This window comes from Ruegeria marina (assembly GCF_900101475.1).
GTDB classification, from domain to species: Bacteria; Pseudomonadota; Alphaproteobacteria; order Rhodobacterales; family Rhodobacteraceae; genus Ruegeria_B; species Ruegeria_B marina.
In genome coordinates, this window is sequence record NZ_FMZV01000007.1 from 1 (window position 1) to 22,746 (window position 22,746).

A 22,746-nucleotide genomic window follows, 5' to 3' on the forward strand; every position below is an offset into this window, starting at 1 on the left:
AACCCCGCCCCTGGCGCGCCCAGCAGCGCCGCGCGCGGCACCCGCACATCCGAAAACCTCAGCCGCGCCAGCGGATGCGGCGCCATCACCTCCAGCCGCTCGGCCACCTCGAACCCCGGCAGCCCCGCCGGCAGCACGAAAGCGCTCAGCCCTTTCGCCCCCGGCCCCTCGCCGGTGCGCGCAAACAGCGTGTAGACATCGGCGATCCCCCCGTTCGAGATCCAGGTCTTCTCGCCGTTCAGCACATACCCGTCGCCATCGACCGTGGCGGTCATGGTGGAATTGGCCACGTCCGAGCCCGATTGCGGCTCGGTCAGCGCAAAGGCGGCAATCGCCCGGCCGCTGCGCGTCAGCGGCAGCCACTCGGCCTGCTGCGCCGGCGTCCCGAAAAGCGAGATCGCCCCGGTCCCCAGCCCCTGCATGGCAAAGGCGAAATCCGCCAGCCCGTCATGGCGCGCCAGGATCTCGCGGCTCAGGCACAGGCTGCGCACATCCAGCCGCTCGCCCGCCGCCGCGCCCGTGGCCTGCAACCAGCCGCCCGCGCCCAGCTCCGCCACCAGCCTGCGGCAGGCCGCGTCCACATCGCCGTGATCCACCCGCAGCCCGGCGCACCAGGCCTCCAGCCCGGCGGCGCGGGCGCGATGGCCCTCCTCGAAAAACGGCCAGCTCAGGAAACTCCGGTCCGCCATCTCTCTCCTCCCCGCCCCTGCTTCTTTCTGGTCCCAAATACTCCGGGCTGCCATCGGTGCGCCATCGGTCCGAGCGACAATGGCGACGGGCAGCGCCCCGGCCCGGCCTCAGTCGCCCATGAACACCGGCGTCTCGCGCGCCACGAACGCATGATAGGCCCGGTGGAAATCCTGGCCCTGCATGCAGATCGCCTGTGCCTGCGCCTCGGCCTCGATCGCCTGCTCAAGCGACATCGACCATTCCTGCGCCAGCATCGTCTTGGTCATCATGTTGGCAAAGGCCGGCCCCGCCGCGATCCGGCCCGCCATCTCCCCGGCCTGCGCCAGCAGTTCCGCCTGCGGCACCACCCGGTTGAAGAACCCCCAGGACAGCCCCTCCTCGGCGCCCAGCGACCGGCCCAGATAGAGCAGTTCCGCCGCCCGCCCCTGACCGACGATCCGCGGCAGCATCGCGCAGGCGCCCATGTCGCAGCCCGCCAGCCCCACCCGGTTGAACAGGAAGGCCACCTTCGCCTCCGGCGTCGCGATCCGCAGGTCCGAGGCCATCGCGATGATCGCCCCGGCCCCCGCGCAGACCCCGTCAACCGCCGCGATCACCGGCTTGCCGCAGCCCACCATCGCCTTGACCAGGTCCCCCGTCATCCGGGTAAAGGCCAGCAGCTCCTTCATGTTCATCCGCGTCAGCGGCCCGATGATGTCATGCACATCCCCGCCCGAGCTGAAATTGCCCCCGTTGGGCGCAAAGATCACCGCCCGGACATCATCCTCGTACTGCAGCGCCCGGAACCAGTCGCGCAACTCGGCATAGCTGGCGAAGGTCAGCGGGTTCTTGCGCTCGGGCCGGTCCAGCGAAACCGTCGCCACCCCCTCCTCGATCCGGCACAGAAAATGTTCGGGCTCAAACCGCATCGCGACCCTCCTTCAGAATGCGTGTCAAATGATCCGTCATCGCCGCAGCCTCCTCACGCCCCAGCGCTCCAAGAAGCTCGCCGACGCCGCTTCCCTTCGTCAGATCCAATGCCTCCGGGCGACACTGTCATATTTTTCCACCCGAGCGTGACCGAGGGCCGCGCACGGTGCGGTCAGGATATGCGGTGGCACAAGTATTTCAAGCATAAACTTTCAGACTTGAAATACATCGGAACACATCCTAGGCTGGCAGCGGATCGAAGAGGGCCTGCGATGATTGACTGGGACGATGCATTCGACAACTCCAGCTATGTCCCGGGCTCGGGCAGGCTTGCATCGCTCTGGGCCGCGCGGGCGGCCGACTGGCGGGCGGAGTTTGGGGGTGAACTCGACATCCCCTATGGAGACAATCCGCGGAACAGTTTCGATCTCTTCCGTCCGGGCGAGACTGCAAAGGGTCTCGTCGTCTTCGTGCACGGCGGGTATTGGCAGAAATTCGACAAGAGCTACTGGTCGCATCTCGCCGCCGGGACTGTGGCGGACGGCTGGGCGCTGGCGATCCCCTCGTACACTTTGGCGCCCGAAGCGCGATTGACCCGCATGGTCGAGGAAGTTCGCGCAGCGACGCAAGAGGCTGCGCGCCACGTTGCTGGTCCGGTGCGACTGGCGGGCCATTCCGCCGGCGGGCATCTGGTTGCGCGTATGGCGTGCGCGGACGGACCGCTGCCCGGTCGCCTTGATCGCGTGGTGTCGATCAGCGGCATTCACGATCTGCGTCCCTTGCTTGAGACCCGGATGAACGAGGTTCTGTGCCTGGATGCGGCAGAGGCAGAGGCGCAAAGTCCGGCTCGGCTGCCGCGCCGCCCTGGCTTATCGGTGACATGCTGGGTGGGCGCCAACGAACGCCCGGAACTGCTGCGCCAGACGCGCCTGCTGGCCGAGACCTGGAATGTGCCCAATGTCTTCGCGCCGGGTCACGAGCATTTCTCGGTCGTCGAGGAACTGGGACGCCCCGGCTCGGCGCTGCTGTGTGAACTTCTTAGGGATTGATCCATGTCCAAAGCCTATGATCCCAGCCGGGACGGCGCAAAGATGTCCTATGCCAGTGACATGAGCTATGGCGACTATCTGCACATGGACGAGCTGCTGGCGACGCATCACCCGCAATCCGATGCGCATGACGAATTGCTGTTCATCATCCAGCACCAGACCAGCGAATTGTGGATGCGGCTGGTGCTGCACGAACTTGGCGCCGCGCGCAAAGTTTTGAGCGCGGGTGGCGATTTTCGCCCTGCCTTCAAGATGCTTGCAAGGGTCGCGCGGATCTTTGATCAGCTCAATTCAGCATGGGACGTGCTGCGGACGATGACGCCCAGCGACTATACCACGTTCCGCAATGCCCTCGGAAATTCGTCGGGGTTCCAGTCGCATCAGTACCGGTTGATCGAATATGTTCTTGGCAACCGGAACGTTTCCTTGATGAAGGTTCACGAACACAGGCCCGAACTGCATGCGATGCTGGCGGACGAGTTGCAGCGGCCTTCGCTTTATCACGTTTCTCTGGGTGCTCTGTCGGCAGCCACAGGCGTATCGTTTCCATCCCAGGCTTTTCGGATGGACAACCCGCACAGCGCCGATGCCGACATCCAGCGCGCATGGAAAATGGTTTACGAGAACCCGGCCAGGTTCTGGGACCTTTACGAGTTGGCCGAAAAACTGGTCGATCTCGAAGATTACTTCCGCCGCTGGCGCTTCAACCACGTGACAACGGTTGAACGTGTCATCGGCTTCAAGAGGGGAACCGGCGGAACCTCGGGTGTGCAGTATTTGCGCCGGATGCTCGAAGTCGAACTCTTCCCCGAACTCTGGCATCTCCGGACCGAACTCTGAACGAATAGCCACGAGAAAACTCGACGAATCTTCTTCGTCTGGCAGAAATTGGCGCTTCGACTTGTTCAAAGGCGACACGGAAGGGGTAACTTTCTGGTCGATCCAGACATGGACGAGGCCGATTTGGTGGTCTAACGTCGCCACGAGCCAATGGCTCAGGCCCAACAGGCAAGAGGTAGAAACATGCAGTATCATAGCCCGGCCAGTTTCGCCGAGGCGTCGCAATTGGCCGCCGCCGCCACTGGGACCACCCGGTTTCTGGCGGGGGGAACGGATGTTCTGGTGCAGTTGCGGGCCGATATCGTCACTCCCGATACGCTGATCGACATCAAGAAAATTCCGGGGACCCGCGACATAACGCGAAACGCGGATGGCAGCTGGACCCTGGGTGTCGCAGTATCCGGCGCAGAGATGGGCGAACATGCGGCCCTGGTTGCCGACTGGCCCGGCGTGGTCGAGGCGATGAACCTTGTGGGCTCGACCCAGGTGCAGGGCCGCGCCACGCTGACGGGAAACCTTTGCAACGGCTCGCCCGCCGCCGATTCCGTGCCGGCCATGGTGGCCGCGGGTGTCACGGCAACCGTCACTGGCCCGAACGGAGAGCGCAAGGTGCCGGTCGGCTCCATTCCGACCGGACCCGGCCGGACCTCTCTGGCCAAGGGCGAGGTTGTTTCGGCCCTGCATATACCGGCGCGGGGCGAGCATGCGGGCGATGCCTATCTGCGGTTCATTCCGCGCAGCGAGATGGATATTGCGGTGGTCGGATGTGCCGTGAATCTGCGCCTGGATGGCGATACGATCTCCGAGGCGCGCGTATCGCTCGGCGCGGTCGCGCCGACCGTTCTGCTGGTCGAGGACGCCGCCGCCGCGATTGTCGGCTCCACGCTGGATGACGCCGCTCTGGATCGGCTGGCCGCCGCCGCATCGGCCGCCTGCAAGCCGATCAACGACAAGCGCGGGACGATCGAATTCCGCACCCAGGTGGCCGGCGTGTTGGCCAGGCGCGTGGCGCGCATCGCCTATGCCCGGGCCAAGGGCGAAATCATCAAGGGACATCACGGATGAGCAAGATTCACGTATCCACCACCGTCAATGGCGATGCGGTCGAATATCTCTGCGACCCGCGCGAAACCCTGCTCGATTGCCTGCGTGACAAGCTCAGTCTGACCGGCGCCAAGGAAGGCTGCGGCACCGGCGATTGTGGCGCCTGTTCGGTGACGCTTGACGGGCGGCTGGTCTGCTCCTGTCTTGTGCTGGGGGTCGAGGCCGAGGGCAAGGAGATCGGTACCGTCGAGGGCATTGCCGACGGCGATGTCCTGCACCCGTTGCAACAGAAATTCATCGATTATGCGGCCCTGCAATGCGGCATCTGCACACCCGGCATCCTGGTCGCGGCAAAGGCGCTGCTGGAACAGAATCCCGACCCGACCGAGGAAGAGGTTCGCTTCTGGCTGGCCGGGAACCTGTGCCGCTGCACCGGGTATGACAAGATCATCCGCGCCGTGATGGACACGGCCAGGGACATGAGGGAGGCGGTATAATGGCGCTCGACGATCTCAAGACCAAGGATTTCGCCTTTGTGGGCACCCGCCCGAACCGGCCCGACGGGCTGGACAAGGTGACCGGCCGCGCGAAATTTGGCGCCGATGCCCACGCGCCCGGCATGCTGCATGGCGCAATCCTGCGCAGCCCGCACGCCCATGCGCGCATCCTGCGCATCGACACGTCACGTGCCGAGGCGCTGAAGGATGTGAAGGCGGTAGTCACCCGCGCCGATTTCTCGGACCAAGTACCCTTTGCACCGGGTCTGGAAGGCGAGTTCTGGAACGTGCTGGAAAACGTCATGGCCGGTGACAAGGCCCTCTACGATGGACATGCGGTGGCCGCTGTTGCCGCCACCTCGGCGCTTGCGGCGCGTGATGCGCTGAAGCTGATCGAGGTGGAATACGAGGTGCTGCCCCATGTCACCGACGTGGACAAGGCGATGCAGGCCGACGCGCCGGTGATCCGCGAAGGCGCGACGGATTATTCGGTGCCCGAGGGAATGCACCCGAACGTGGTCCGCATGCACGAAAGCGGTCATGGCGATGTGGCGGCGGGATTTGCCGAGGCTGATCTGGTGATCGAGGATCATTTCACCACCGAGGCGACCCACCAGGGCTACATCGAACCGCATGCCTGCCTTGCCACGCTGGGCATGGATGGCAAGGGCGAGCTGTGGTGCTGCACCCAGGGCCACTGGATCGTTCAGAAAACCTGCGCCGCGCTTCTGGGGATCGAAACCGCGAACCTGCGGGTCACCGCCTCCGAGATCGGTGGCGGGTTCGGCGGCAAGACGACCGTGTTCATCGAGCCGGTGGCGCTGGCCCTGTCGCGCAAGGCAAACAAGCCGGTGAAACTGGTGATGAGCCGGTCCGAGGTGTTCCGCGCCACCGGGCCGACCGCTTCTGCCTCGATGGACATCAAGATCGGGATGAAAAAGGATGGCACCATCACCGCGGCCGAGGGCATTTTCCGCCTGCAGGGCGGTGCCTTTCCCGGCGGTCCGGCGGAATACACCGCCATGTGCGCCTTTGCCCCCTACAACCTGACAAATGTGCGGCAGGTCGGCTATGACGTGATGACCAACCGCCCGAAACAGGCGGCCTATCGCGCGCCGGGTTCGCCGATGGCTGCCTTTGCCGTGGAATCGGTGATCGACGAGCTGTGCAACCAGCTTGGTCTTGATCCGATCGAGGTGCGGCTCAAGAACGCATCGCGCGAGGGCACCAAGGCGAGCTATGGTCCGCGCTTTCAACGGATCGGGCTGGTGGAGACGCTGGAAGCCGCCAAGGCGCATCCGCATCTCTCGGCACCGCTAAAACCGGGACAGGGGCGGGGGATCTCCTGCGGTTTCTGGTTCAACCACGGCGGCGAAACCTCGGTTTCGCTGGCGCTGAGCGAGGATGGCTCTGCGCAGGTCATGGTGGGCACACCCGATATCGGCGGTAGCCGCGCCTCGATGGCGCTGATGGCGGCCGAGGTACTGGGCATTCCCTATGACAACATCCGCGTGACCATCGCCGATACGGCAACGCTTGGCTACAACGATGTCAGCCACGGTAGCCGGGTGACCTATGCTAGCGGGCTGGCCACCATCAAGGCCGCGCGTCACGCGGTCGAGAAACTGTGCGAGCGCGCGGCCAAGAAATGGGGCATCCCGGTGGACGCGGTGAAATGGGAAAACGGCTGCGCGGTGCCCTCGGGCCCCAACGCCGGAGACTTCGACCCGCTGCCGCTGGCCGATATCACTGCCGATATGGGCCGCACCGGCGGGCCGATCTCGGGCCATTTCGAAGCGACGCCCGAAGGGGCCGGTGTCAGCTTTGCCACCCATATCGTCGATGCCGAGGTCGATCCGGAGACCGGCAAGACACGGGTTGTGCGCTATACCGTGATCCAGGACGCGGGCAAGGCGATCCATCCGACCTATGTCGAAGGCCAGTTCCAGGGTGGCGCTGCGCAGGGCATCGGCTGGGCGCTGAACGAGGAATACATCTATGGAGAGGACGGTCGGCTGCAGAACAGCGTCTTCCTTGACTACCGTATTCCGGTCGCCTCGGACCTGCCGATGATCGATACGGTGATTGTCGAGGTGCCCAATCCGGGACATCCCTTCGGTGTGCGCGGGGTGGGTGAAACCTCGATCTGCCCGCCGCTGGCGGCTATCGCCAACGCAGTTTCGGCTGCCGCCGGTGTGCGCATGCGCAACCTGCCGATGTCGCCGCCGCGCATCCTGTCCGCGCTCAAGGCCCATGGTTGAGGTTCATCTCTGGTCCGGCCTCAGGGCGCTGACCGGCGGGCTGGAGGTGGTGGAGGTGGAAGCCACTGACACCGGCGAGATGCTGCACGCGCTGGTGCGCGCGTATCCGCAGCTGCAAGCGCCCATCGACGCGGGCGTGTCGGTCACGATCAATGGTCGTGTCATCGCTTCGGGCCTGACGGAACCGATCCCGGACGGCGCCGAAGTCTATCTGATGCAACGGATCCGGGGCGGATAGGCTCCCGCCCCCCTCGCCGCCCCTGCCGGGGCACCTGCGGGCGTTGGGCCGTGCGCCGCTGCGCGGCGGTTTCCATGCGAGGCTCTGCCTCGCGCTCCGGAGTATTTGGGCACCAGAAAGAAGCTGCAACAGGGTTGCCGGATTTGTGGTCTCAGGCGCGCGGGTCGTCCAGGTCGAGGGTGAATTTGCGGGGCATGAGTCCCGCCTGGAACCATTGGATCATCGAATGGATCGAATAGACCGGAAGGCCGGTGCGTTTGCGGATGTCGGCGGCGTAGGGAACCATGTTTGTACATTCCAGGACGATGGCCCCGGTATCAGGCTCCTGAGCCAGGATCTCGTCCGCTGCATCCAGCAGATCCTGGCGGCAGGCGGCGAAATCGATCGAGGGCGCGTCGCCCAGGATGTCGCGGGTGAACACGCGGCCGGCATCGGTGCCGAAGACAGGGGTATCGAGGGGCGCGCCGGCCGCAGCGAGATGCGCCGGTGTCAGCGTCGCCTTGGAAATGGTCAGGATCACGGTCTTCTTGCCCGGCGGCAAAAGAGCTTGCACCATGGGCACTTGCATGAGCGACGAGGTCGCGACCGGTACCCCGAGCGCGCTGCGCAATTCGTCCTGCACCAGGGCCAGGAAGCCGCAATTGGTGGTGATCCCGTCGGCCCCGGTCGCCACCAGATCGCGCCCGGCCTCGATGAACGCGTCGAGCAGCGCGCGCGGGTCGCCGCGCACCACACGGTCCGGCGAGGCGCCGCGCACCACACGGTAATGGACCGGGAAGGGCCATGTCATCGCGTTACCCATGTCGCCGTGGATTCGTGGAAAGCGGGTTTCCAGCATCAGGATGCCGACCGCGGCCCCGAAGACCGTCTTTCCTCCGTTTTGTACTGACATAATGCCCTCAACGTTCTGGAACGTACAACTGTGCGTAGGCGTCGCGCACCGCCTGAGTGGCGCCTTCGCGGCGGCGTTCGATATGGGCGCGCATCTCGGCCATGGCTTGGTCGGCATCGCGCCGGGCCACCGCATCCAGGATGCGCTGATGGGCTGACACCATGGTCTGACCGTGCAGTCCGATGGCCTGCAGCCGGCGCAGGTCGATCAGGCGCAGATAGCGGATACGGTCGTTGAGATTGGCCAGCATGCGTGCCAGCTCGGCATTGCCGGAGAGCGCGCAGAGCCGGGTATGAAACCGCTCGTCCATCGCCAGCAGCGCCTCGGTATCCGCCCCGGAGGTGTAGTCGGGTGCGATTTCCTCAAGTTCCTGCATCAGGATCGCGATGTCACGTTCATCGCCGCGGCAGGCCGCCAGCCGCACCGCCTCGACCTCGACCGCGACTCGGGCCTCGTAAAGATCCATCACCAGTTCCGGCGAGAGCGAGCGGCAGAAGAAACCGCGACCCGAGTGGAAGGTCAGGAACCCTTCGGCTACCAGCCGGTTCAATGCCTCGCGGATCGGGGTGCGCGAGGCGTCGAGCTGGCTGGCCAGCGCGCTTTCGTTGATGCGCGCGTCCGGTTTGAAGGAAAAATCCGTCGCCATGCGCCGAAGCGCATCATAAAGCCGGTCAACGTTGCTTTCGGTTCTGGCCATCTCTGCCCCTGATTTTGGCGCAGGATATTGCGGGATTGACTTGTGCGCAAGATGTGATGCAAATCTGTATACAGTTATGAACGCAGTATTGTGTGGAGGATTCGATGAGCAACCGGATGAACGGCGCCGAGGCGATGGTGCGGATGTTGGAGGCGCAGGGCGTGCGGCATATCTTTGGCCTTTGCGGCGATACCACGCTGCCGTTCTACGATGCGATGCTACGGCTCGATCATCAGATCATGCATGTGCTGACCCGCGACGAGCGTTGCGCGACCTATATGGCGGATGGCTATGCGCGCGTCACCGGCCGTGTCGGCGTGGCCGAGGGGCCATCGGGCGGCGGCGCCACCTATATCCTGCCAGGTCTGATCGAGGCCTCGGAAAGCTCCTATGCCGTGCTGGGGATTACCACCGATATCTCGGTCGCCTCCTACGGCAAGTACCCGCTGACCGAGGTGGACCAGAAGGCGCTGATGGCCCCCTTGACCAAGTGGAACACGGTGATCAGCCGGGCCGACCACATCCCGCGCATGGTGCGGGCGGCGTTCCGCGCGATGACCACGGGCCGGTCGGGGGCGGCGCATATCGGCTTGCCCTATGACGTGCAATACGACCCGGTGGATGTGGCCGATATCTGGGCCGATCCGGCGACCGCCAGCTATCCGGCCTATCCGCAGGCCCCCGCGCCGGGCGCAGCCGAGGCCGCGGTCGAGGCGATCCTGTCGGCGAAAAACCCGCTCATCGTCTGCGGCGGCGGCGTGGTGATCGCGCAGGCCTGGGAGGAGCTGGAACAGTTCGCCACCCGGCTCGATATTCCGGTGGCCACCTCGATCTCGGGGCAGGGGTCGCTGGCCGAGACCCATCCCAACTGTCTGGGCGTGGTCGGGTCGAACGGCGGCACCGACGAGACATGGGAGATGATGGAAGCCGCCGATCTGGTGGTGTTCATGGGCTGCCGGGCAGGATCGACGACAACCGCCCGTTGGGAGGCGCCGGGGCCCGGCACCCGCATCGTGCATTTCGACAATGACCCGATGGTGATGAACGCCAATTACCGCACCGAGGTCGCGGTGGTGGGCGATCTGCGGTTGGCGCTGGCCCAGGTGAACGCGGTGCTGGACGCGCGTGGGCAGGGGGCAGAAACCTTTGGCGGCGCGGCGGCGATTGCCGACAGGAAACGGCGCAAGTTCGAAGCGTTCGAGACACTGGCACGCTCCGATCAGGCGCCGATCCGGCCCGAGCGGGTGATCCGCGCATTGATGAACACCCTGCCCGAAGATGCGACGGTCGTGTCCGATCCCGGCACCAGCTGCCCCTATTTCTCAGCCTATTACCAGTTGCCGCGGCCGGGGCGGTATTTCATCACCAACCGGGCGCATGGGGCGCTGGGATATTCGCTGTCGGCGGCCCTGGGGGCCTGGTACGGGCGGCCCTCCTCCAAGACGGTGGCGCTGATGGGCGACGGATCGTTCGGGTTCACCATGGGCGAACTGGAGACCGTCTGCAGATCGCGAGCGCCGATCACCTATGTGGTTTTCTCGAACGCGACATTCGGCTGGATCAAGGCCAGCCAGTTCGCCGACAAGGAGTCGCGCTATTACAATGTCGATTTCAACCGCACCGACAACGCAGCCATTGCGGCGGCCTTTGGGGTGAAATCCTGGCGGGTCGAGGATCCCGCCGATCTGGAACGGGTGCTGGCCGAGGCCATCGCCCACGACGGGCCGACGCTGGTTGACGTGATCACCCAGCCGCTTGAGGAAAGCAACGCCCCCGTCCGCCGCTGGATGGGCTAAGGCGGAAGCCCGGACCCGCGAACATCTGACCTGCGGGGCTGGGCGAGCGCAGGCCAGCCTCCCGCGCCCCCTGGTCTCAGGCGAAGGCCCGGCCTGCGGCCACATGCGTCTTGAGGATATTCGGCGGGGCAAAGCGTGCTCCATACTTGCCTGCCAGTTCCTCGCACCGGGCCAGGAACCGGGCCGGGCCATAGGTGTTGACGTACTGGATGTAGCCACCAGTATGGACCGGGGCTCCGATCCCAAGGATCGAACCGACATTGCCGTCCTCGACCGTGCGGAGAACGCCTTCCTCCAGGCAGCGCAGGCTTTCCAGCACGGCCCGGAACAGGATGCGGTCCTTGATATCCTCGTCCGGGATATCGGCCCCCTCCCTGCGCCAGGCGGCAAGGCCGGGCCAGATCGTCTTGCCCTGCGTGTCGTAGTCGTAGAACCCCTTGCCGGTGGCGCGGCCGTGGCGGCCGTGCTGGCTGATCATCTCGGCCAGCATGGCGCGGGCGGCGGGGTTCTGTTCCTTCTCGGGGTCCAAGAGGCCCATTTCGACCTGGGTGTCGTAGATGTCGGTCACCAGCTTGATCTGCACCTCGTCCAGCAGCGTCAACATGCCGGTGGGCATGCCGGTCAGGCGCGACAGGTTGTCGATGCGCACCGGGTCATGGCCCTCGGTCACCAGTTCCACCGCTTCGATGATCTTGGTGCCGATGGTGCGCGATGTATAGAAGCCGGTGCTGTCACCGACGATGATCGGAGTCTTGCCGATCTGGCGGGCAAAGTCGAAGGCGCGCGCCAGCGTCTCGTCGGAGGTCTTTTCACCGGCGATGATTTCCAGCAGCGGCATCTTGTCCACGGGCGAGAAGAAATGCAGGCCCACGAAGTTTTCCGGCCGCGCCGCGCCACTGGCCAGCCGGGTGATCGGCAGGGTCGATGTGTTGGAACCCCAGATGCCGTTTTCAGCGAGCAGCGCCTCGTGCTCGGCCAGCACCGCATCCTTTATGTCGATCTTTTCGAACACCGCCTCGATGATCAGGTCACAGCCTTTCAGGGCCTCGGTCTGGTCGGTGGGGGTGATCAGCGCCAGCACCGCCTCACGCTCCTCGGCGCTCATCCGGCCCTGCTTGCCTCGCTTGTCCAAGAGACCGGCGGTATAGGCCTTGCCGCGTTCCGCCGCCTCCATCGTCCGGTCCTTGAGCACCACGGGCAACCCGGACATGGCGGCGGAAAACGCGATGCCCTGGCCCATCATGCCCGCGCCCAGTATGCCCAGACGCTGTACCCTGGAGGGCGGAACACCCTTGGGCCGGCTGGCCCCGCCGTTGACCTTGTTCATGCCGAAGAACAGCGTCTCGATCATGTTCTTGGTGCTGGCCAGAGGGATCAGCGACACGAACCGGCGGCTTTCGTATCGGGTGGCGGTGTCGAAATCGACCTTGCCCGCCGCCTCGGTCATGATGTCGAGGATGCGCGCGGGCGCAGGCATCAGCCCGCGCGTCTTCTTGTAGAGCATCGCGGCAGCGCCCGCGATGCGGGTCATGTTATGCGGTGCGGTCGAGGGGCCGCCGGGGATCTTGTAGCCCTTGGTATCCCAGGGCTGGGTCGCCGCCGCCGCATCCCCCTGCACCGAAAGGATATAATCGCGGGCGCGTGTCAACAACTGGTCGGCGGGGACCACCTGATGGATCAGTCCGGCCTTGAGTGCCTTTTCGGGCGAGACCTGCCGTCCTTCGAGCAGAAAGGGCATCGCACCTTCCAGCCCCAGCATCCAGGTCAGGCGGACGACGCCGCCCCCACCGGGCAACAGGCCCAGTGTGACCTCGGGCAGGCCGATCCTGGTTTTTGGGTTGTCGGCGGCGATGCGGTGGTTGCAGGCCAGACAGATCTCGAACCCGCCCCCAAGTGCGGCGCCGTTGATCGCGGCGACATGGGGCACGGGCTGTTTCTCCATCCGGCGCATCACGGCCTTGGTCGCCTCGACCGATTCAAACAACGCCTCGACCCCGTCAGGCTCGATGCTTTTCAGCATCTTCAGATCGCCGCCGGCAAAGAACGTGTCCTTGGCCGAGGTCCAGATCACGCCTTTCAGGTCCGGTTCGGCCTCGATCCGGTCCATGGTTCCGGCAAAGAGCGGCCAGAACTCGGCATTCATCGCGTTGACCGGCCCGTCCATGTCCATGGTCACGGTGACGATGCCGTCGGCATCCTTGTCGTAGTGAAACTCACCCATTCTGCCGCTCCCTCACAGACGTTCGATCAGGGTCGAGATGCCCATGCCGCCACCGACACAGAGCGAGATCATCGCGCGTTTGGCGTTGCGGCGCTCCAGCTCGTCGAGCACCGTTGAAACCAGCATCCCCCCGGTGGCACCCAGCGGGTGGCCCATGGCGATGGCGCCGCCGTTCACATTGGTGATCTCGTGGTCGATTTCGAGATCCTTCATGTAGCGCAGCGCGACCGAGGCAAAGGCCTCGTTGATTTCCCAGATGTCGATGTCGGACACCTTCAGCCCCGCCTTGGCGAGGCATTTCTTGGCCGCGGGACCCGGACCGGCCAGCATGATCACCGGATCGGTGGCGATGACCGTGGCCGAGACGATGCGCGCGCGCGGCTCGAGCCCCAGATCGCGGCCCGCCTTTTCTGACCCGATCAGTACGGCGGACGACCCGTCGACGATGCCCGAGCTGTTGCCGGGCGTATGCACATGGTTGATACGCGCCACTTGCGGGTATTTGGCCAGCGCCATCTCGTCATAGCCAAATACACCCATCTGCGCGAACGAAGGGTTGAGCGCCCCCAGTTTCTGCATGTCGGTCTCGGGTTTGATGAAATCGTCCCGCTCCAGGATGGTGATGCCGTTTTCGTCGCGCACCGGCACCACCGAGCGGTCGAACCAGCCGCTGTCGCGGGCGTGCGCCGCGCGGCGCTGGCTTTCCATCGCGAAGGCGTCCACATCCTCGCGGCTGTAGCCGTCGATGGTGGCGATCAGGTCAGCGCCGATGCCTTGCGGGGCCGAGTTCTGGTCGATCACGAAATCGGGGTCGGTGAACATCGCGCCGCCCTGGCTGAGCATCGGAATGCGGCTCATCGATTCGATGCCACCCGCGACCACCAGTTCCTCCTGATCCGATCCCACCTTGGCGGCCGCCATGTTCACGGCCTCGAGCCCCGAGGCGCAGAACCGGTCGAGCTGTACGCCCGGCACCGCCTCGTCCCAATGGGCGGCCTGCACGGCGGCTTTGGCGACGCAGGCGCCCTGATCGCCGACAGGAGCCGTGCACCCCAGGATCACGTCACCCACGCGCGCGGTGTCCAGATCGTGCCGGGCCTGCATCTCGCGCAAGAGACCGGCGGCCAGCTGGATGGGTTTCACTTCGTAAAGCGCGCCGGTGTTCTTGCCGCGCGACCGGGGCGTGCGCAGGGCGTCATAGATATAGGCGGATGTTGCCATGACCATTCCTCCTGAGGGTTTGGGCGACAGCCTAGGGGCGCTGAGGCGAGGAACACAATGATCTGGCGGTGCAGAAAAATAGACATTAAGTGACAATCATGGCGGTCACGATCCCGGCGGCGATTGTCGCCAACATTCTCGAAGGCGCGGTTTCGCGTGGTGCCGATCCGGTGGGCATCCTGGCGCGGGCGGGTCTGTCCGGCGTTGTCGGTGCGCTGGAGGCGCCCGATTTCGTGCGCCTTGTCCGGGCGGTGACGCTGGCGCTGGATGACGAACTGGGGGGCTTACATCACCGCGCGCAGCGGGTTGGGACCCATGCGATCATGGCGGCCCATGTCAGCCATGCCGACACGCTGGGCGCGGCCTATGCGCGGGCGGTCGGGTTCATGGACCTGATGGACAATTCCTTTCGCTTTTCATTGCGGCAGAACGGCGCCAACCTGCTGTTCGAAATGACCCGCATTCCGGGGCGCGAGGTGCTGAACAGCACGGCGGTCGAGTTGGTTCTGGTGCTGATCAGCCGGATGCTGGCATGGATGGCGGGCAACCGTGGCGCGATCAACGGAGCCTGGTTCGATTACCCCGCGCCCGGCCATGCGGGGGCTTATCGCGCCATGTTTCACCGCGCGCCGATGCAATTCGGGCAGGTCAGCAATGGCCTGGCCATTCCGCTGTCCTTGTCCCGCCTGCCGGTCTTGCGCAGCGAGGATCAAGCAGCCGCTTATGCCCGCCGCACGCCGCTCGATGCATTCCTGCCGCAGGATGGCACGACCGGACTGCCGCTGGAGGTGGCAGTCGCCGTCGAAAGCCTGCTTGGCGCAGACGGTCAGTTGCCGGACATGCCCAAGATCGCGGCGACACTGGGCATTGCGGCGCATACCTTGCGTCGCCGCCTGAAACGGGACGGGGTCGACTACTCGGATATCCGCAAGCAGGTTCGGCGCGACCTGGCGGTCCGGCTTCTTACGACCACAGACGCAACCGTCGAAGACATCGCCGCCCGTACCGGGTTCAGCGAGGCAAGCGCGTTCATAAGGGCCTTCCGCAGCTGGACCGGCCTGACACCGCGCGCATACCGCATTTCCGAATTCTGAATCCGGCCAACCCGCACAATCTATTCCGAGCTACAAAACAGCGAGTAAAGCAGGCCGATCAGTTGTTCGGTATTGTTGTCCGACAGCGAATAGAAAACGGTCTTGCCTTCGCGTCGGGTCGAGACAAGACCTTCTTCGCGCAGACGCGCAAGCATCTGGCTGACCGCCGCCTGCCGGATGTCCAGCAACTCTTCCAGTTGACCGACCGATTTCTCGCCTGCCCCCAGGTGGCAGAGGATCATTAATCGCCCTTCGTGGGCAAGCGTCTTGAGAAAGGCTGCGGCATGTGCCGCACGGCTTTCCATGTCATGTGGAATTTCGGGTTTGATGGGTTGCGGGTTGCTCAGCGTCACGCCAACGGTCCTTGAACTTTAACGGCGGTAATATGCATCAAGCACCTGTGCGATGTCACCCCTCCTTTGCGGGCGCCCCTCCCTGGAAAGCATTGCCGTTCTGATAGTCGCAGGGCGCTTCCTGCATGTTCAGGTGCAGGTCATGGCCGGTGAACGGGTGCGCCCGGGCAAGTTCTTCGTCGACGTCTATTCCAAGACCCGGGGCATCCGAAGGTATCACAAACCCGTTGTCGACCCGGATCGAACCCTTGATCAGCTTGTCGTGGAAGGGCGTTTCGATGCTTTCGAGCAGCAGGATATTCGGGATCGACGCCGCAAGCTGGATGTTCGCCGCCCATTCCACCGGCCCCGCGTACAGGTGCGGGGCCATCTGGGCGTTGAACAGTTCGGCGATGGCGGCGACCTTCTTCATCTCCCAGATGCCGCCGGCGCGCCCCAGCGCCGGTTGCAGGATCTCGGCGGCGCCCGCGCGCAGCACCGCGCCGAACTCGGCCTTGGTGGTCATCCGCTCGCCCGTGGCCACGGGGATGCGCACATTGCGGGCGACGCGGGCCATGTCCTCGATATTGTCGGGCGGGGTCGGCTCCTCGAACCAGAGCGGCGAATAGGGCTCCAGAGCCTGACCCAGCCGGATCGCACCGGCGGTGTTGAACTGGCCATGGGTGCCGAACAGCAGGTCCGCCTTGTCGCCGACAGCCTCGCGGATCGCCTTGCAGAAGGCGACCGAAAGCGAGATGTCGGTCATCGCAGGCATGTGCCCGCCGCGCATCGTGTAGGGGCCGGCCGGGTCGAACTTGACCGCCGTGTATCCCTGCCGGACCATCTCGGCGGCGCATTCGCCGGCCTGTTCGGGCGAGGTCCAGAATTCCGCCATGCTGTGATGGGGCAGGGGGTAGAGGTATGTATAGGCGCGGATGCGCTCGTTCATCCGCCCGCCGATCAGGGCGTGGACGGGCCGGTTCCGGTCCTTGCCCAGAATGTCCCAACAGGCGATTTCCAGCCCCGAGAAGGCACCCATCACGGTCAGGTCGGGCCGCTGGGTGAAGCCGCTGGAATAGGCCCGGCGGAACATCAGCTCGATGTTTTCGGGATTCTCGCCTGCCATGTGGCGTTCGAACACGTCGCGGATGACATGGCTCATCGCCTGCGGACCCACGGAGGAGGCGTAGCATTCGCCCCAGCCGGTGATCCCGGTGTCTGTGGTCACTTTTACGAGGATCCAGTAGCGCCCGCCCCAGCCCGGTGCCGGGGGCGCTGTAACGATGATATCGAGGTCTTGCAGGCGCATGCGTGTCTCCCTTTTGGCGAGAGGGTGCCGCCGGCGCGGCGGCTTCGCAATGCCCAAAGCGGCACTGAATGTCGCTTGTGCCCGGTTTTGTGGAACAAATTCGTCAAGGCCACGCCGGCGGCGGGTGGTGACGGGTTGTCCGGCATGTGGCAGGCAGGCACGGTCGTGCGCCACTCCATGAAGCGCACCCTGCCGGAGCCGATGGCATCGTTCTGCAATGCCGGGAGTCCGCCACCGATCTGCCGCCGACCGGCAAGCAATGGCGCCGGTCAGCGATCGAACAGGATCACGTTGCGTTTGGCCGAACCGGTCTTGGTGTCGGCGATCGCCTCGTTGATCTGGTCCAGCGACCAGCGGCCCGAGATCAGTTCGTCCAGTTTCAGCCGGCCTTGCTGGTAGAGGTCGATCATCCAGGGAATATCGCGCTGGATCACCACGTCGCCCATCTTGGAGCCGATGAAGCCATGGCCCTGGTACGAGGCACCCATCGGTTCGTATTGCGCCATGCCGCCAGAATGCGGCATGCCGATCATCACCACCCTGCCGCCCCAGCCCAGGTATTTGGGTGCCTCGTCATAGGCGCGCACCGCGCCCACGGTGACCAGCACCGCATCGGCGCCACGCCCGCCAAGCGCCTTGTAGGCTGCACGCCAGGGTTTCGGACCGGTCGCCAACACGCCATGGGTGGCGCCGAAATCGCGGGCGATCTCCAGCTTCTCCTCGGTCATGTCCACGGCGACGATCCGGCGCGCGCCCGCGATCCGCGCCCCCTGGATGGCGTTGAGCCCGACGCCGCCTGCGCCGATCACCACCACGTCCTGCCCGGCGCGCAGCCGGGCGGCGTTGACCGCCGCCCCGACGCCGGTGATCACACCACATGACAACAGGCAGGCCACGTCCCTTCCCATGTCGGTCGGGATCTTCACGATCTGGCGCTGGCTGACCACGACCTTTTCGGCGAATGCGCCGCAGGCCATGGCCTGGAGCAGTGGCTTGTCGTCGGCGGTTCTGAGCGGCCCCTTGACGCCATCATACGGGCTTTCACAGATCGTGGGCTTGCCACCGGCACAGTTGGGGCAGGTGCCGCAGGACCGGATCAGGGTCACCACCACCGGATCCCCAATCTCGAACCCCTGCACATCGGTTCCGACCGCGCTGATGGTTCCCGCCGCCTCGTGCCCGTAGACCGCGGGCAGATGCCCGCCCCACGCGCCCTCGGCATAAGAGATGTCGGAATGGCAGATCGCTACGGCATCCAGCGTCACCTCGACCTCGCCGGTGCCGGGCGGGGCCAGCAGGATGTCCTCGATCACCAGCGGCGCGTTGAACGTGTGGCATACGGCTGCACGGATGGTCTGCATTCCGGTCTCCTCCCCGATCATAATTTACCACAGGGTGAATGTTCGGGCCCGGTGCCGCAAGGCGGAAACCGGCAGATACGCCTGTGTTACGCGGCGGCAGTTCTGGTGCGCAGAAAGATCGCCAGCCCGGCGGCCATCAGGACAAGCGCGACCAGAAACGGCGCGCCTGGCAGATAGACCGGCGCATTGGGGCCGGTGAACCGGGCAAAGACGCTGGCCATCAGCAGGGGCGAGACGATCATCGACAGGGCATGCACCGCCGTCATCACGCCCTGCAACGCGCCCTGCCGGTCATCGGCCACGCTGCGCGACATGATCGCCTGCAAGGCGGGCGGCACGATCGCACCCATTGCGGTGATCGGGATCAGGATCAGCGCCAGCGTGCCGCTGGTGATGAAGGCCAGCGCGCCGAACCCGGCGAAGTCGAACACCTGGCCCCAGATCACCGTGCGCCGCTCGCCGATGCGGCGGGTGATGCGCGGGAGCAGCCCGCCTTGTACGACGGCCATCAGGAAACCGAAAATTGCCAGCGACAGGCCGATCATGCGTGGCGACCAGCCGAACCGTTCCTGCGAGAAATAGGACCAGATCGCCGGATAGACGTAGATCGCCACGGAATAGAGGAAATAGGCCCACAAGAGCCCCTTGAGGCCCGGCACCCTGCCCAGCATCCGGAACGCGCCAAGCGGATTGGCGATTGACCAGTTGAATGGCCGCCGGTTGGTGTCGTTCACCGTCTCGTTCATCACGAACAGGCCGAGGATAAAGTTCAATCCGGCCAAGACTGCCGCCGCCCAGAACGGGGCGCGGGTGCCGAATTCGCCCAGCAACCCGCCGACCAGTGGCCCCAGCACAAAACCCAGGCCAAAGGCCGCGCCCAGCAGGCCGAACCGCGCCGCCTTTTGCTCCGGTGACGAGACATCGGCCATATAGGCGGCGGCGGTGGAATGGGTGGCGGCGGTGATCCCACCCGCCAGTCGCCCCAGCAGCAAGAGCCAGATCGATCCGGCCAGCGCCATCACCACATAGTCGAGCGCCATCACGAAAAGCGACACCAGCAGCACCGGCCGCCGCCCGACCGCATCGCTGAGACTGCCAACCGCCGGGGCAAAGAGAAACTGCATCGCCGCGAAGGCCGTGCTGAGGATACCGCCCCAGAACGCGGCATCGGCCAGCGTGCCGCCCTGCACCTCGACGATCAGGTCGGGCATGATCGGCATGATCAGGCCGATCCCCATCGCGTCGATCATCACGGTGATCAGGATGAAGAGAAAAGGCAGGCGCACTCTGAACCGTCCGGTTTAGTTTCCCGGACACTATCCATGCGGCCGGGCGTTGCAAACCCTCTATTCGAGGGACAGGGTACGGACACGGGCGGCAAAGGCGCGGGCGTCACCCGGCGCGCTGCCCATCTGGCGCGCGGGGTCGGTCAGCGCGGCGGCGTCCAGTTGTGGCCAGTCCCGGGCGACCAGCACATCCAGAGGCGTTCCGCTGTCCGTGGCCTCCCTGCACAGGGCCTTGGTCGCGGCCTGCGCCTCGGGGCGCGGCATCAGCCCGGCCAGCGCAAAGCTCAAGCCTTCGGCATGGATCAGGCCCAGTCCGCCGGTCAGCGCCGTGTTCATCGCCTGCGCGTCGGGTTCCAGCCCCCTGACCAGCGCGACCGCCGTCTGCGCGGCCGCCGCCGCGCCAAGAACGATCTGCGGCAGGCACATCCATTCGGTGAACCAGGCCGCCCCGTCGCGCTGGTGCCGGTGCATCGCCGCCCCATGCAGGACCGACAGCAGCCCGGCACCCTGCCGGGCCAGCGCCACCATCACCGCCGGGCCGACGGGGTTCTGTTTCTGCGGCATGGTCGAGGATGAACCGGCGCCGCCCAGAGAGATCTCTCCGATCCCTGTCTGGGTCAGTTCGGTCAGGTCCTCGCCCATCTTGCCAAGCGCAAGACCGACGCGGGCAAACCAGTCCGCCAGCCGCAGGACCGGCGTGCGGTCGGTGTGCCAGCTGCGCCCCGGATCGCCGAGATTGAGCAGCCTCGCCAGCGCCGCCCGGGTTTCCGCGGCTTTCGGGCCAAGCGCCGAGGCGGTGCCCGCCGCACCCGCCAGCGACACCACCAGACAGGCCCGGCGCAGCTCCGGCAATTCCCCCAGCAGGTCGACCAGCGGCGCGCCCCAGGCGGCGACCAGCGCACCGAAACTGGTGGGCGTCGCGTGCTGCCCATAGGTGCGCGCGGCCATCGGCAGGTCGGCATGCGCCTCGGCCAGACCCGCAAGCGCGGTCAGGAGCTGGCCCAGATCACGCTCGACCACCGACACTGCCTGCCGCAGCCGCAGCATCAGCCCGGTGTCGAGAATATCCTGCGAGGTCGCGCCCCAATGCACGTATTGCGCATGTTCGGGGGCCTGCATCTCGGTTCGGAACGCCGCGACCAGCGCCGGGACCGAGACCCCGTTGGCGCCCGTTGCCTGCGCCAGCGCGCCGGGGTCGAGATGTATTTCCATCGCCGCGCGCTGGATCGCCCCGGCGCTATCCTGTGGAATCACGCCCAGTTCGCCCTGTGCCTTTGCCAGCATGCCCTCGGTCAGCAGCATGGCGCGGATCTCGGCACCATCGGTGAATAGACGCCCGACCTCGGCGGTCTGGAAAAGCCGCGCCAGATGCGCGCTGTCAAAGACCGATGCGGCCATCAGAACTGTCCTTCGATCCGGGTCAGCAGGCGCGCCAGACCTTGCGGGTCGGCAAAGAAAGGCGAGTGAGAACTGTTCATGACATGAACCCGTTCGGGTGGCCAGTCCGCGGTCATCTCTTCCTGGTACTCGGGGGGAATGGTCCGGTCGTCGGCGCAGCGGATATAGGATTTGGGCACGCTCTGGTAGCGTTCTGTCATGATGAGCGGTGTGCTCTGCGGTTTGATCGCTTGCGGGCAGAGGCGCGGCTGGGCGTAAAGAACCCGGTCTGCCGGGCAATCGTGATAGAACAGTGCCGGTACGTGCTCGGGGTCGATGGTAAAGGACAGCCCGTCGTCGGATTTCACCACCGCCTGCAACAGAGGTTGCCGCTTGGCCCGCTTGCGCATCTCGACCATGGAAAGGCCCGAGATCGGCACATAGGCGCACAGGTAGATCAGGCCGCGCATCGCCTTGGGATCATGTTCCGCCGCCGCGCTGATCGGATAGCCGCCCCAGCTGTGCCCCACGATCAACGTATCGGGTGTGCTGGCCGCCAGCACTGCGTCGCGGCAGCTCTCCAGAGTGACTTCGGCGATTGGCGTCACATCGGACCCGTGGCTTGGCATGTTGATCGCGCGCACCGTATGGCCGCGCTCTTGCAGCGCGGGGATCAGGTCGCGCCAGCACCATGCCCCATGGCAGGATCCATGCACCAACAGGAAATCGGCCATGCCTGCGTCTCCTTTCTTCAGATATGACCCGTTTCGCGGATGAACTGAACCAGCCGGGCGGCATAGGCCTCTGGTTGTTCCACGCAGGGCAGGTGGCCCGCTTTGCGGATCAGATGGAACTGCGAACCCGGGATCAGATCCACGGTTTCGCGGACCAGATCGGGCGGGGTGGCGCCATCCTCGTCCCCGGCGATGCCCAGGCAGGGCAGGCGCAGCCCGCTGGTCGGCGTGTAGAAATCCGTGCCCGATATTGCCGCGCTGCATCCGGCATACCCCTGTGCCGGCTGTCGCACCAGCATGTTGCGCCAGAGTCCCAGTTCCGGCGTGGCCCGGAACCCGCGCGAGAACCAGCGTTCCATGACGGCATCGGCCAGCGATTCGATCCCGCCCGCCCGCACCGCCGCAATCCGCTGTTCCCACATCTCCTTGGTGCCGATCTTGGCCCCGGTGTTCGACAGCACCAGCGCGCGCACTTGGTCGAGCCGCTTGACGGCCAGCCCCTGGCCGATCATGCCCCCGATGGAGAGCCCCACGAACAGCGCCTCGCGCACCTCGAGCATGTCGAGCAGCCGTTCGACATCGCGCACCAGTGCGCCCATCGTATAGGGCGCGTCTGGTGCGTCGCTCAATCCATGGCCGCGCTTGTCATAGCGGATCAGTTTCAGTCCGGCAGGCAGATGGGGCAGGATCGGATCCCAGAGCCGCAGATCGGTGCCGAGCGAATTGGCGAATACCACCGGTGCCCCGCCCGGATCGCCATCGATCCTGTAGTGAAGCCGGATATCCCCCAGATCGGCAAACCGCATGTCTCTTTCTCCCCGTCTATCTCGTTCTTACAGTACGAATTGACCCTTGGTCAGGTAAAGCGCTCTGACGCGACCTGGCGTCAATGCGCCGA

General features: G+C 65.3%; 21 protein-coding genes. 8 read left to right on the plus strand and 13 right to left on the minus strand.

The features are described 5' to 3' along the window. A partial coding sequence (locus BLT75_RS11165; protein WP_176827948.1) for an acyl-CoA dehydrogenase family protein occupies window positions 1-689 on the minus strand: 689 nt, incomplete at its 3' end. Between the two features lie 108 nt (window positions 690-797). After that, window positions 798-1,598, minus strand: a complete 801-nt coding sequence (locus tag BLT75_RS11170; protein ID WP_093031197.1) for an enoyl-CoA hydratase family protein — start codon at window positions 1,596-1,598, stop codon at window positions 798-800. A 273-nt stretch (window positions 1,599-1,871) separates the two neighbouring features. On the opposite strand from BLT75_RS11170, the gene BLT75_RS11175 reads away from it, so the two are divergent. The 6 genes from BLT75_RS11175 to BLT75_RS11200 all read left to right on the plus strand — a co-directional run bounded on the left by BLT75_RS11175 (window position 1,872) and on the right by BLT75_RS11200 (window position 7,528). Next, entirely contained in the window at window positions 1,872-2,648 is a 777-nt protein-coding gene (locus BLT75_RS11175) for an alpha/beta hydrolase (protein ID WP_093031200.1), read from the plus strand. A gap of 3 nt (window positions 2,649-2,651) precedes the next feature. After that, on the plus strand, window positions 2,652-3,488 hold the full coding sequence (locus BLT75_RS11180) for a tryptophan 2,3-dioxygenase (RefSeq protein WP_093031203.1): 837 nt from the start codon (window positions 2,652-2,654) through the stop codon (window positions 3,486-3,488). Between the two features lie 183 nt (window positions 3,489-3,671). Next, complete coding sequence (locus BLT75_RS11185) at window positions 3,672-4,553, plus strand: FAD binding domain-containing protein (RefSeq protein ID WP_093031206.1); 882 nt, start codon at window positions 3,672-3,674, stop codon at window positions 4,551-4,553. Next, window positions 4,550-5,029 (plus strand): (2Fe-2S)-binding protein, encoded by a 480-nt coding sequence (locus BLT75_RS11190; protein ID WP_093031209.1) that lies wholly within the window; start codon window positions 4,550-4,552, stop codon window positions 5,027-5,029. The genes BLT75_RS11185 and BLT75_RS11190 overlap by 4 nt, the downstream gene beginning before the upstream one ends. Continuing rightward, window positions 5,029-7,290, plus strand: a complete 2,262-nt coding sequence (locus BLT75_RS11195) for a xanthine dehydrogenase family protein molybdopterin-binding subunit (protein WP_093031212.1) — start codon at window positions 5,029-5,031, stop codon at window positions 7,288-7,290. Before BLT75_RS11190 ends, BLT75_RS11195 begins: the two co-directional genes overlap by 1 nt. Further along, a complete protein-coding gene (locus BLT75_RS11200) occupies window positions 7,283-7,528 on the plus strand; it encodes a MoaD/ThiS family protein (RefSeq protein WP_093031215.1) in 246 nt (81 codons plus the stop codon). Before BLT75_RS11195 ends, BLT75_RS11200 begins: the two co-directional genes overlap by 8 nt. A 151-nt stretch (window positions 7,529-7,679) precedes the next feature. Here the strand turns inward: BLT75_RS11200 and BLT75_RS11205 are convergent, their stop codons facing one another. After that, window positions 7,680-8,420, minus strand: coding sequence for an aspartate/glutamate racemase family protein (locus BLT75_RS11205; protein ID WP_093031218.1), 741 nt, complete (start codon window positions 8,418-8,420; stop codon window positions 7,680-7,682). Window positions 8,421-8,427: 7 nt separating this feature from the next. Continuing rightward, the gene (locus tag BLT75_RS11210) at window positions 8,428-9,117 is read right to left on the minus strand and encodes a GntR family transcriptional regulator (protein ID WP_093031222.1); all 690 of its coding nucleotides are present in this window, start codon (window positions 9,115-9,117) and stop codon (window positions 8,428-8,430) included. A gap of 104 nt (window positions 9,118-9,221) precedes the next feature. Here BLT75_RS11210 and BLT75_RS11215 point away from each other — a divergent pair, with 104 nt between their 5' ends. Further along, window positions 9,222-10,913, plus strand: coding sequence for a thiamine pyrophosphate-binding protein (locus tag BLT75_RS11215; protein WP_093031225.1), 1,692 nt, complete (start codon window positions 9,222-9,224; stop codon window positions 10,911-10,913). Between the two features lie 76 nt (window positions 10,914-10,989). Here BLT75_RS11215 and BLT75_RS11220 read toward each other — a convergent pair whose 3' ends face one another. Both BLT75_RS11220 and BLT75_RS11225 read right to left on the minus strand, forming a co-directional pair. Then, on the minus strand, window positions 10,990-13,134 hold the full coding sequence (locus BLT75_RS11220; protein ID WP_093031228.1) for a 3-hydroxyacyl-CoA dehydrogenase NAD-binding domain-containing protein: 2,145 nt from the start codon (window positions 13,132-13,134) through the stop codon (window positions 10,990-10,992). Between the two features lie 12 nt (window positions 13,135-13,146). After that, the gene (locus BLT75_RS11225; protein WP_093031708.1) at window positions 13,147-14,355 is read right to left on the minus strand and encodes an acetyl-CoA C-acetyltransferase; all 1,209 of its coding nucleotides are present in this window, start codon (window positions 14,353-14,355) and stop codon (window positions 13,147-13,149) included. Window positions 14,356-14,453: 98 nt separating this feature from the next. Here BLT75_RS11225 and BLT75_RS11230 point away from each other — a divergent pair, with 98 nt between their 5' ends. After that, complete coding sequence (locus BLT75_RS11230; protein WP_093031231.1) at window positions 14,454-15,449, plus strand: AraC family transcriptional regulator; 996 nt, start codon at window positions 14,454-14,456, stop codon at window positions 15,447-15,449. A gap of 20 nt (window positions 15,450-15,469) precedes the next feature. Here the strand turns inward: BLT75_RS11230 and BLT75_RS11235 are convergent, their stop codons facing one another. From BLT75_RS11235 to pcaD, 7 genes are all read right to left on the minus strand, one after another. Continuing rightward, window positions 15,470-15,754, minus strand: coding sequence for an ArsR/SmtB family transcription factor (locus BLT75_RS11235; RefSeq protein WP_093031712.1), 285 nt, complete (start codon window positions 15,752-15,754; stop codon window positions 15,470-15,472). A 103-nt stretch (window positions 15,755-15,857) separates the two neighbouring features. Next, window positions 15,858-17,090, minus strand: a complete 1,233-nt coding sequence (locus BLT75_RS11240; protein ID WP_093031715.1) for a mandelate racemase/muconate lactonizing enzyme family protein — start codon at window positions 17,088-17,090, stop codon at window positions 15,858-15,860. A gap of 269 nt (window positions 17,091-17,359) precedes the next feature. Then, entirely contained in the window at window positions 17,360-18,451 is a 1,092-nt protein-coding gene (locus tag BLT75_RS11245) for a Zn-dependent alcohol dehydrogenase (RefSeq protein WP_093031718.1), read from the minus strand. Window positions 18,452-18,537: 86 nt separating this feature from the next. Then, window positions 18,538-19,737, minus strand: coding sequence for a TCR/Tet family MFS transporter (locus BLT75_RS11250; RefSeq protein WP_093031234.1), 1,200 nt, complete (start codon window positions 19,735-19,737; stop codon window positions 18,538-18,540). A gap of 60 nt (window positions 19,738-19,797) precedes the next feature. Further along, window positions 19,798-21,135: a class-II fumarase/aspartase family protein gene (locus BLT75_RS11255; protein ID WP_093031237.1), complete on the minus strand. Its 1,338-nt coding sequence runs from the start codon at window positions 21,133-21,135 to the stop codon at window positions 19,798-19,800. Further along, window positions 21,135-21,848: an alpha/beta fold hydrolase gene (locus BLT75_RS11260; RefSeq protein ID WP_093031240.1), complete on the minus strand. Its 714-nt coding sequence runs from the start codon at window positions 21,846-21,848 to the stop codon at window positions 21,135-21,137. The genes BLT75_RS11255 and BLT75_RS11260 overlap by 1 nt, the downstream gene beginning before the upstream one ends. Before the next feature lie 17 nt (window positions 21,849-21,865). Then, window positions 21,866-22,654: a 3-oxoadipate enol-lactonase gene (gene pcaD / locus BLT75_RS11265; RefSeq protein ID WP_093031243.1), complete on the minus strand. Its 789-nt coding sequence runs from the start codon at window positions 22,652-22,654 to the stop codon at window positions 21,866-21,868. Between the last annotated feature and the right edge of the window lie 92 nt (window positions 22,655-22,746).

Bases quoted from the DNA above. Each gene is read 5' to 3' on its own strand.
- BLT75_RS11200 (WP_093031215.1), top strand. From the start codon at position 7,283: ATGGTTGAGGTTCATCTCTGGTCCGGCCTCAGGGCGCTGACCGGCGGG.
- BLT75_RS11180 (WP_093031203.1), top strand. From the start codon at position 2,652: ATGTCCAAAGCCTATGATCCCAGCCGGGACGGCGCAAAGATGTCCTAT.
- BLT75_RS11220 (WP_093031228.1), bottom strand. From the start codon at position 13,134: ATGGGTGAGTTTCACTACGACAAGGATGCCGACGGCATCGTCACCGTG.
- BLT75_RS11245 (WP_093031718.1), bottom strand. From the start codon at position 18,451: ATGCAGACCATCCGTGCAGCCGTATGCCACACGTTCAACGCGCCGCTG.
- BLT75_RS11230 (WP_093031231.1), top strand. From the start codon at position 14,454: ATGGCGGTCACGATCCCGGCGGCGATTGTCGCCAACATTCTCGAAGGC.
- BLT75_RS11185 (WP_093031206.1), top strand. From the start codon at position 3,672: ATGCAGTATCATAGCCCGGCCAGTTTCGCCGAGGCGTCGCAATTGGCC.
- pcaD (WP_093031243.1), bottom strand. From the start codon at position 22,654: ATGCGGTTTGCCGATCTGGGGGATATCCGGCTTCACTACAGGATCGAT.
- BLT75_RS11215 (WP_093031225.1), top strand. From the start codon at position 9,222: ATGAGCAACCGGATGAACGGCGCCGAGGCGATGGTGCGGATGTTGGAG.
- BLT75_RS11225 (WP_093031708.1), bottom strand. From the start codon at position 14,355: ATGGCAACATCCGCCTATATCTATGACGCCCTGCGCACGCCCCGGTCG.
- BLT75_RS11175 (WP_093031200.1), top strand. From the start codon at position 1,872: ATGATTGACTGGGACGATGCATTCGACAACTCCAGCTATGTCCCGGGC.
- BLT75_RS11190 (WP_093031209.1), top strand. From the start codon at position 4,550: ATGAGCAAGATTCACGTATCCACCACCGTCAATGGCGATGCGGTCGAA.
- BLT75_RS11255 (WP_093031237.1), bottom strand. From the start codon at position 21,135: ATGGCCGCATCGGTCTTTGACAGCGCGCATCTGGCGCGGCTTTTCCAG.
- BLT75_RS11210 (WP_093031222.1), bottom strand. From the start codon at position 9,117: ATGGCCAGAACCGAAAGCAACGTTGACCGGCTTTATGATGCGCTTCGG.
- BLT75_RS11240 (WP_093031715.1), bottom strand. From the start codon at position 17,090: ATGCGCCTGCAAGACCTCGATATCATCGTTACAGCGCCCCCGGCACCG.
- BLT75_RS11260 (WP_093031240.1), bottom strand. From the start codon at position 21,848: ATGGCCGATTTCCTGTTGGTGCATGGATCCTGCCATGGGGCATGGTGC.
- BLT75_RS11195 (WP_093031212.1), top strand. From the start codon at position 5,029: ATGGCGCTCGACGATCTCAAGACCAAGGATTTCGCCTTTGTGGGCACC.
- BLT75_RS11205 (WP_093031218.1), bottom strand. From the start codon at position 8,420: ATGTCAGTACAAAACGGAGGAAAGACGGTCTTCGGGGCCGCGGTCGGC.
- BLT75_RS11170 (WP_093031197.1), bottom strand. From the start codon at position 1,598: ATGCGGTTTGAGCCCGAACATTTTCTGTGCCGGATCGAGGAGGGGGTG.
- BLT75_RS11235 (WP_093031712.1), bottom strand. From the start codon at position 15,754: ATGGAAAGCCGTGCGGCACATGCCGCAGCCTTTCTCAAGACGCTTGCC.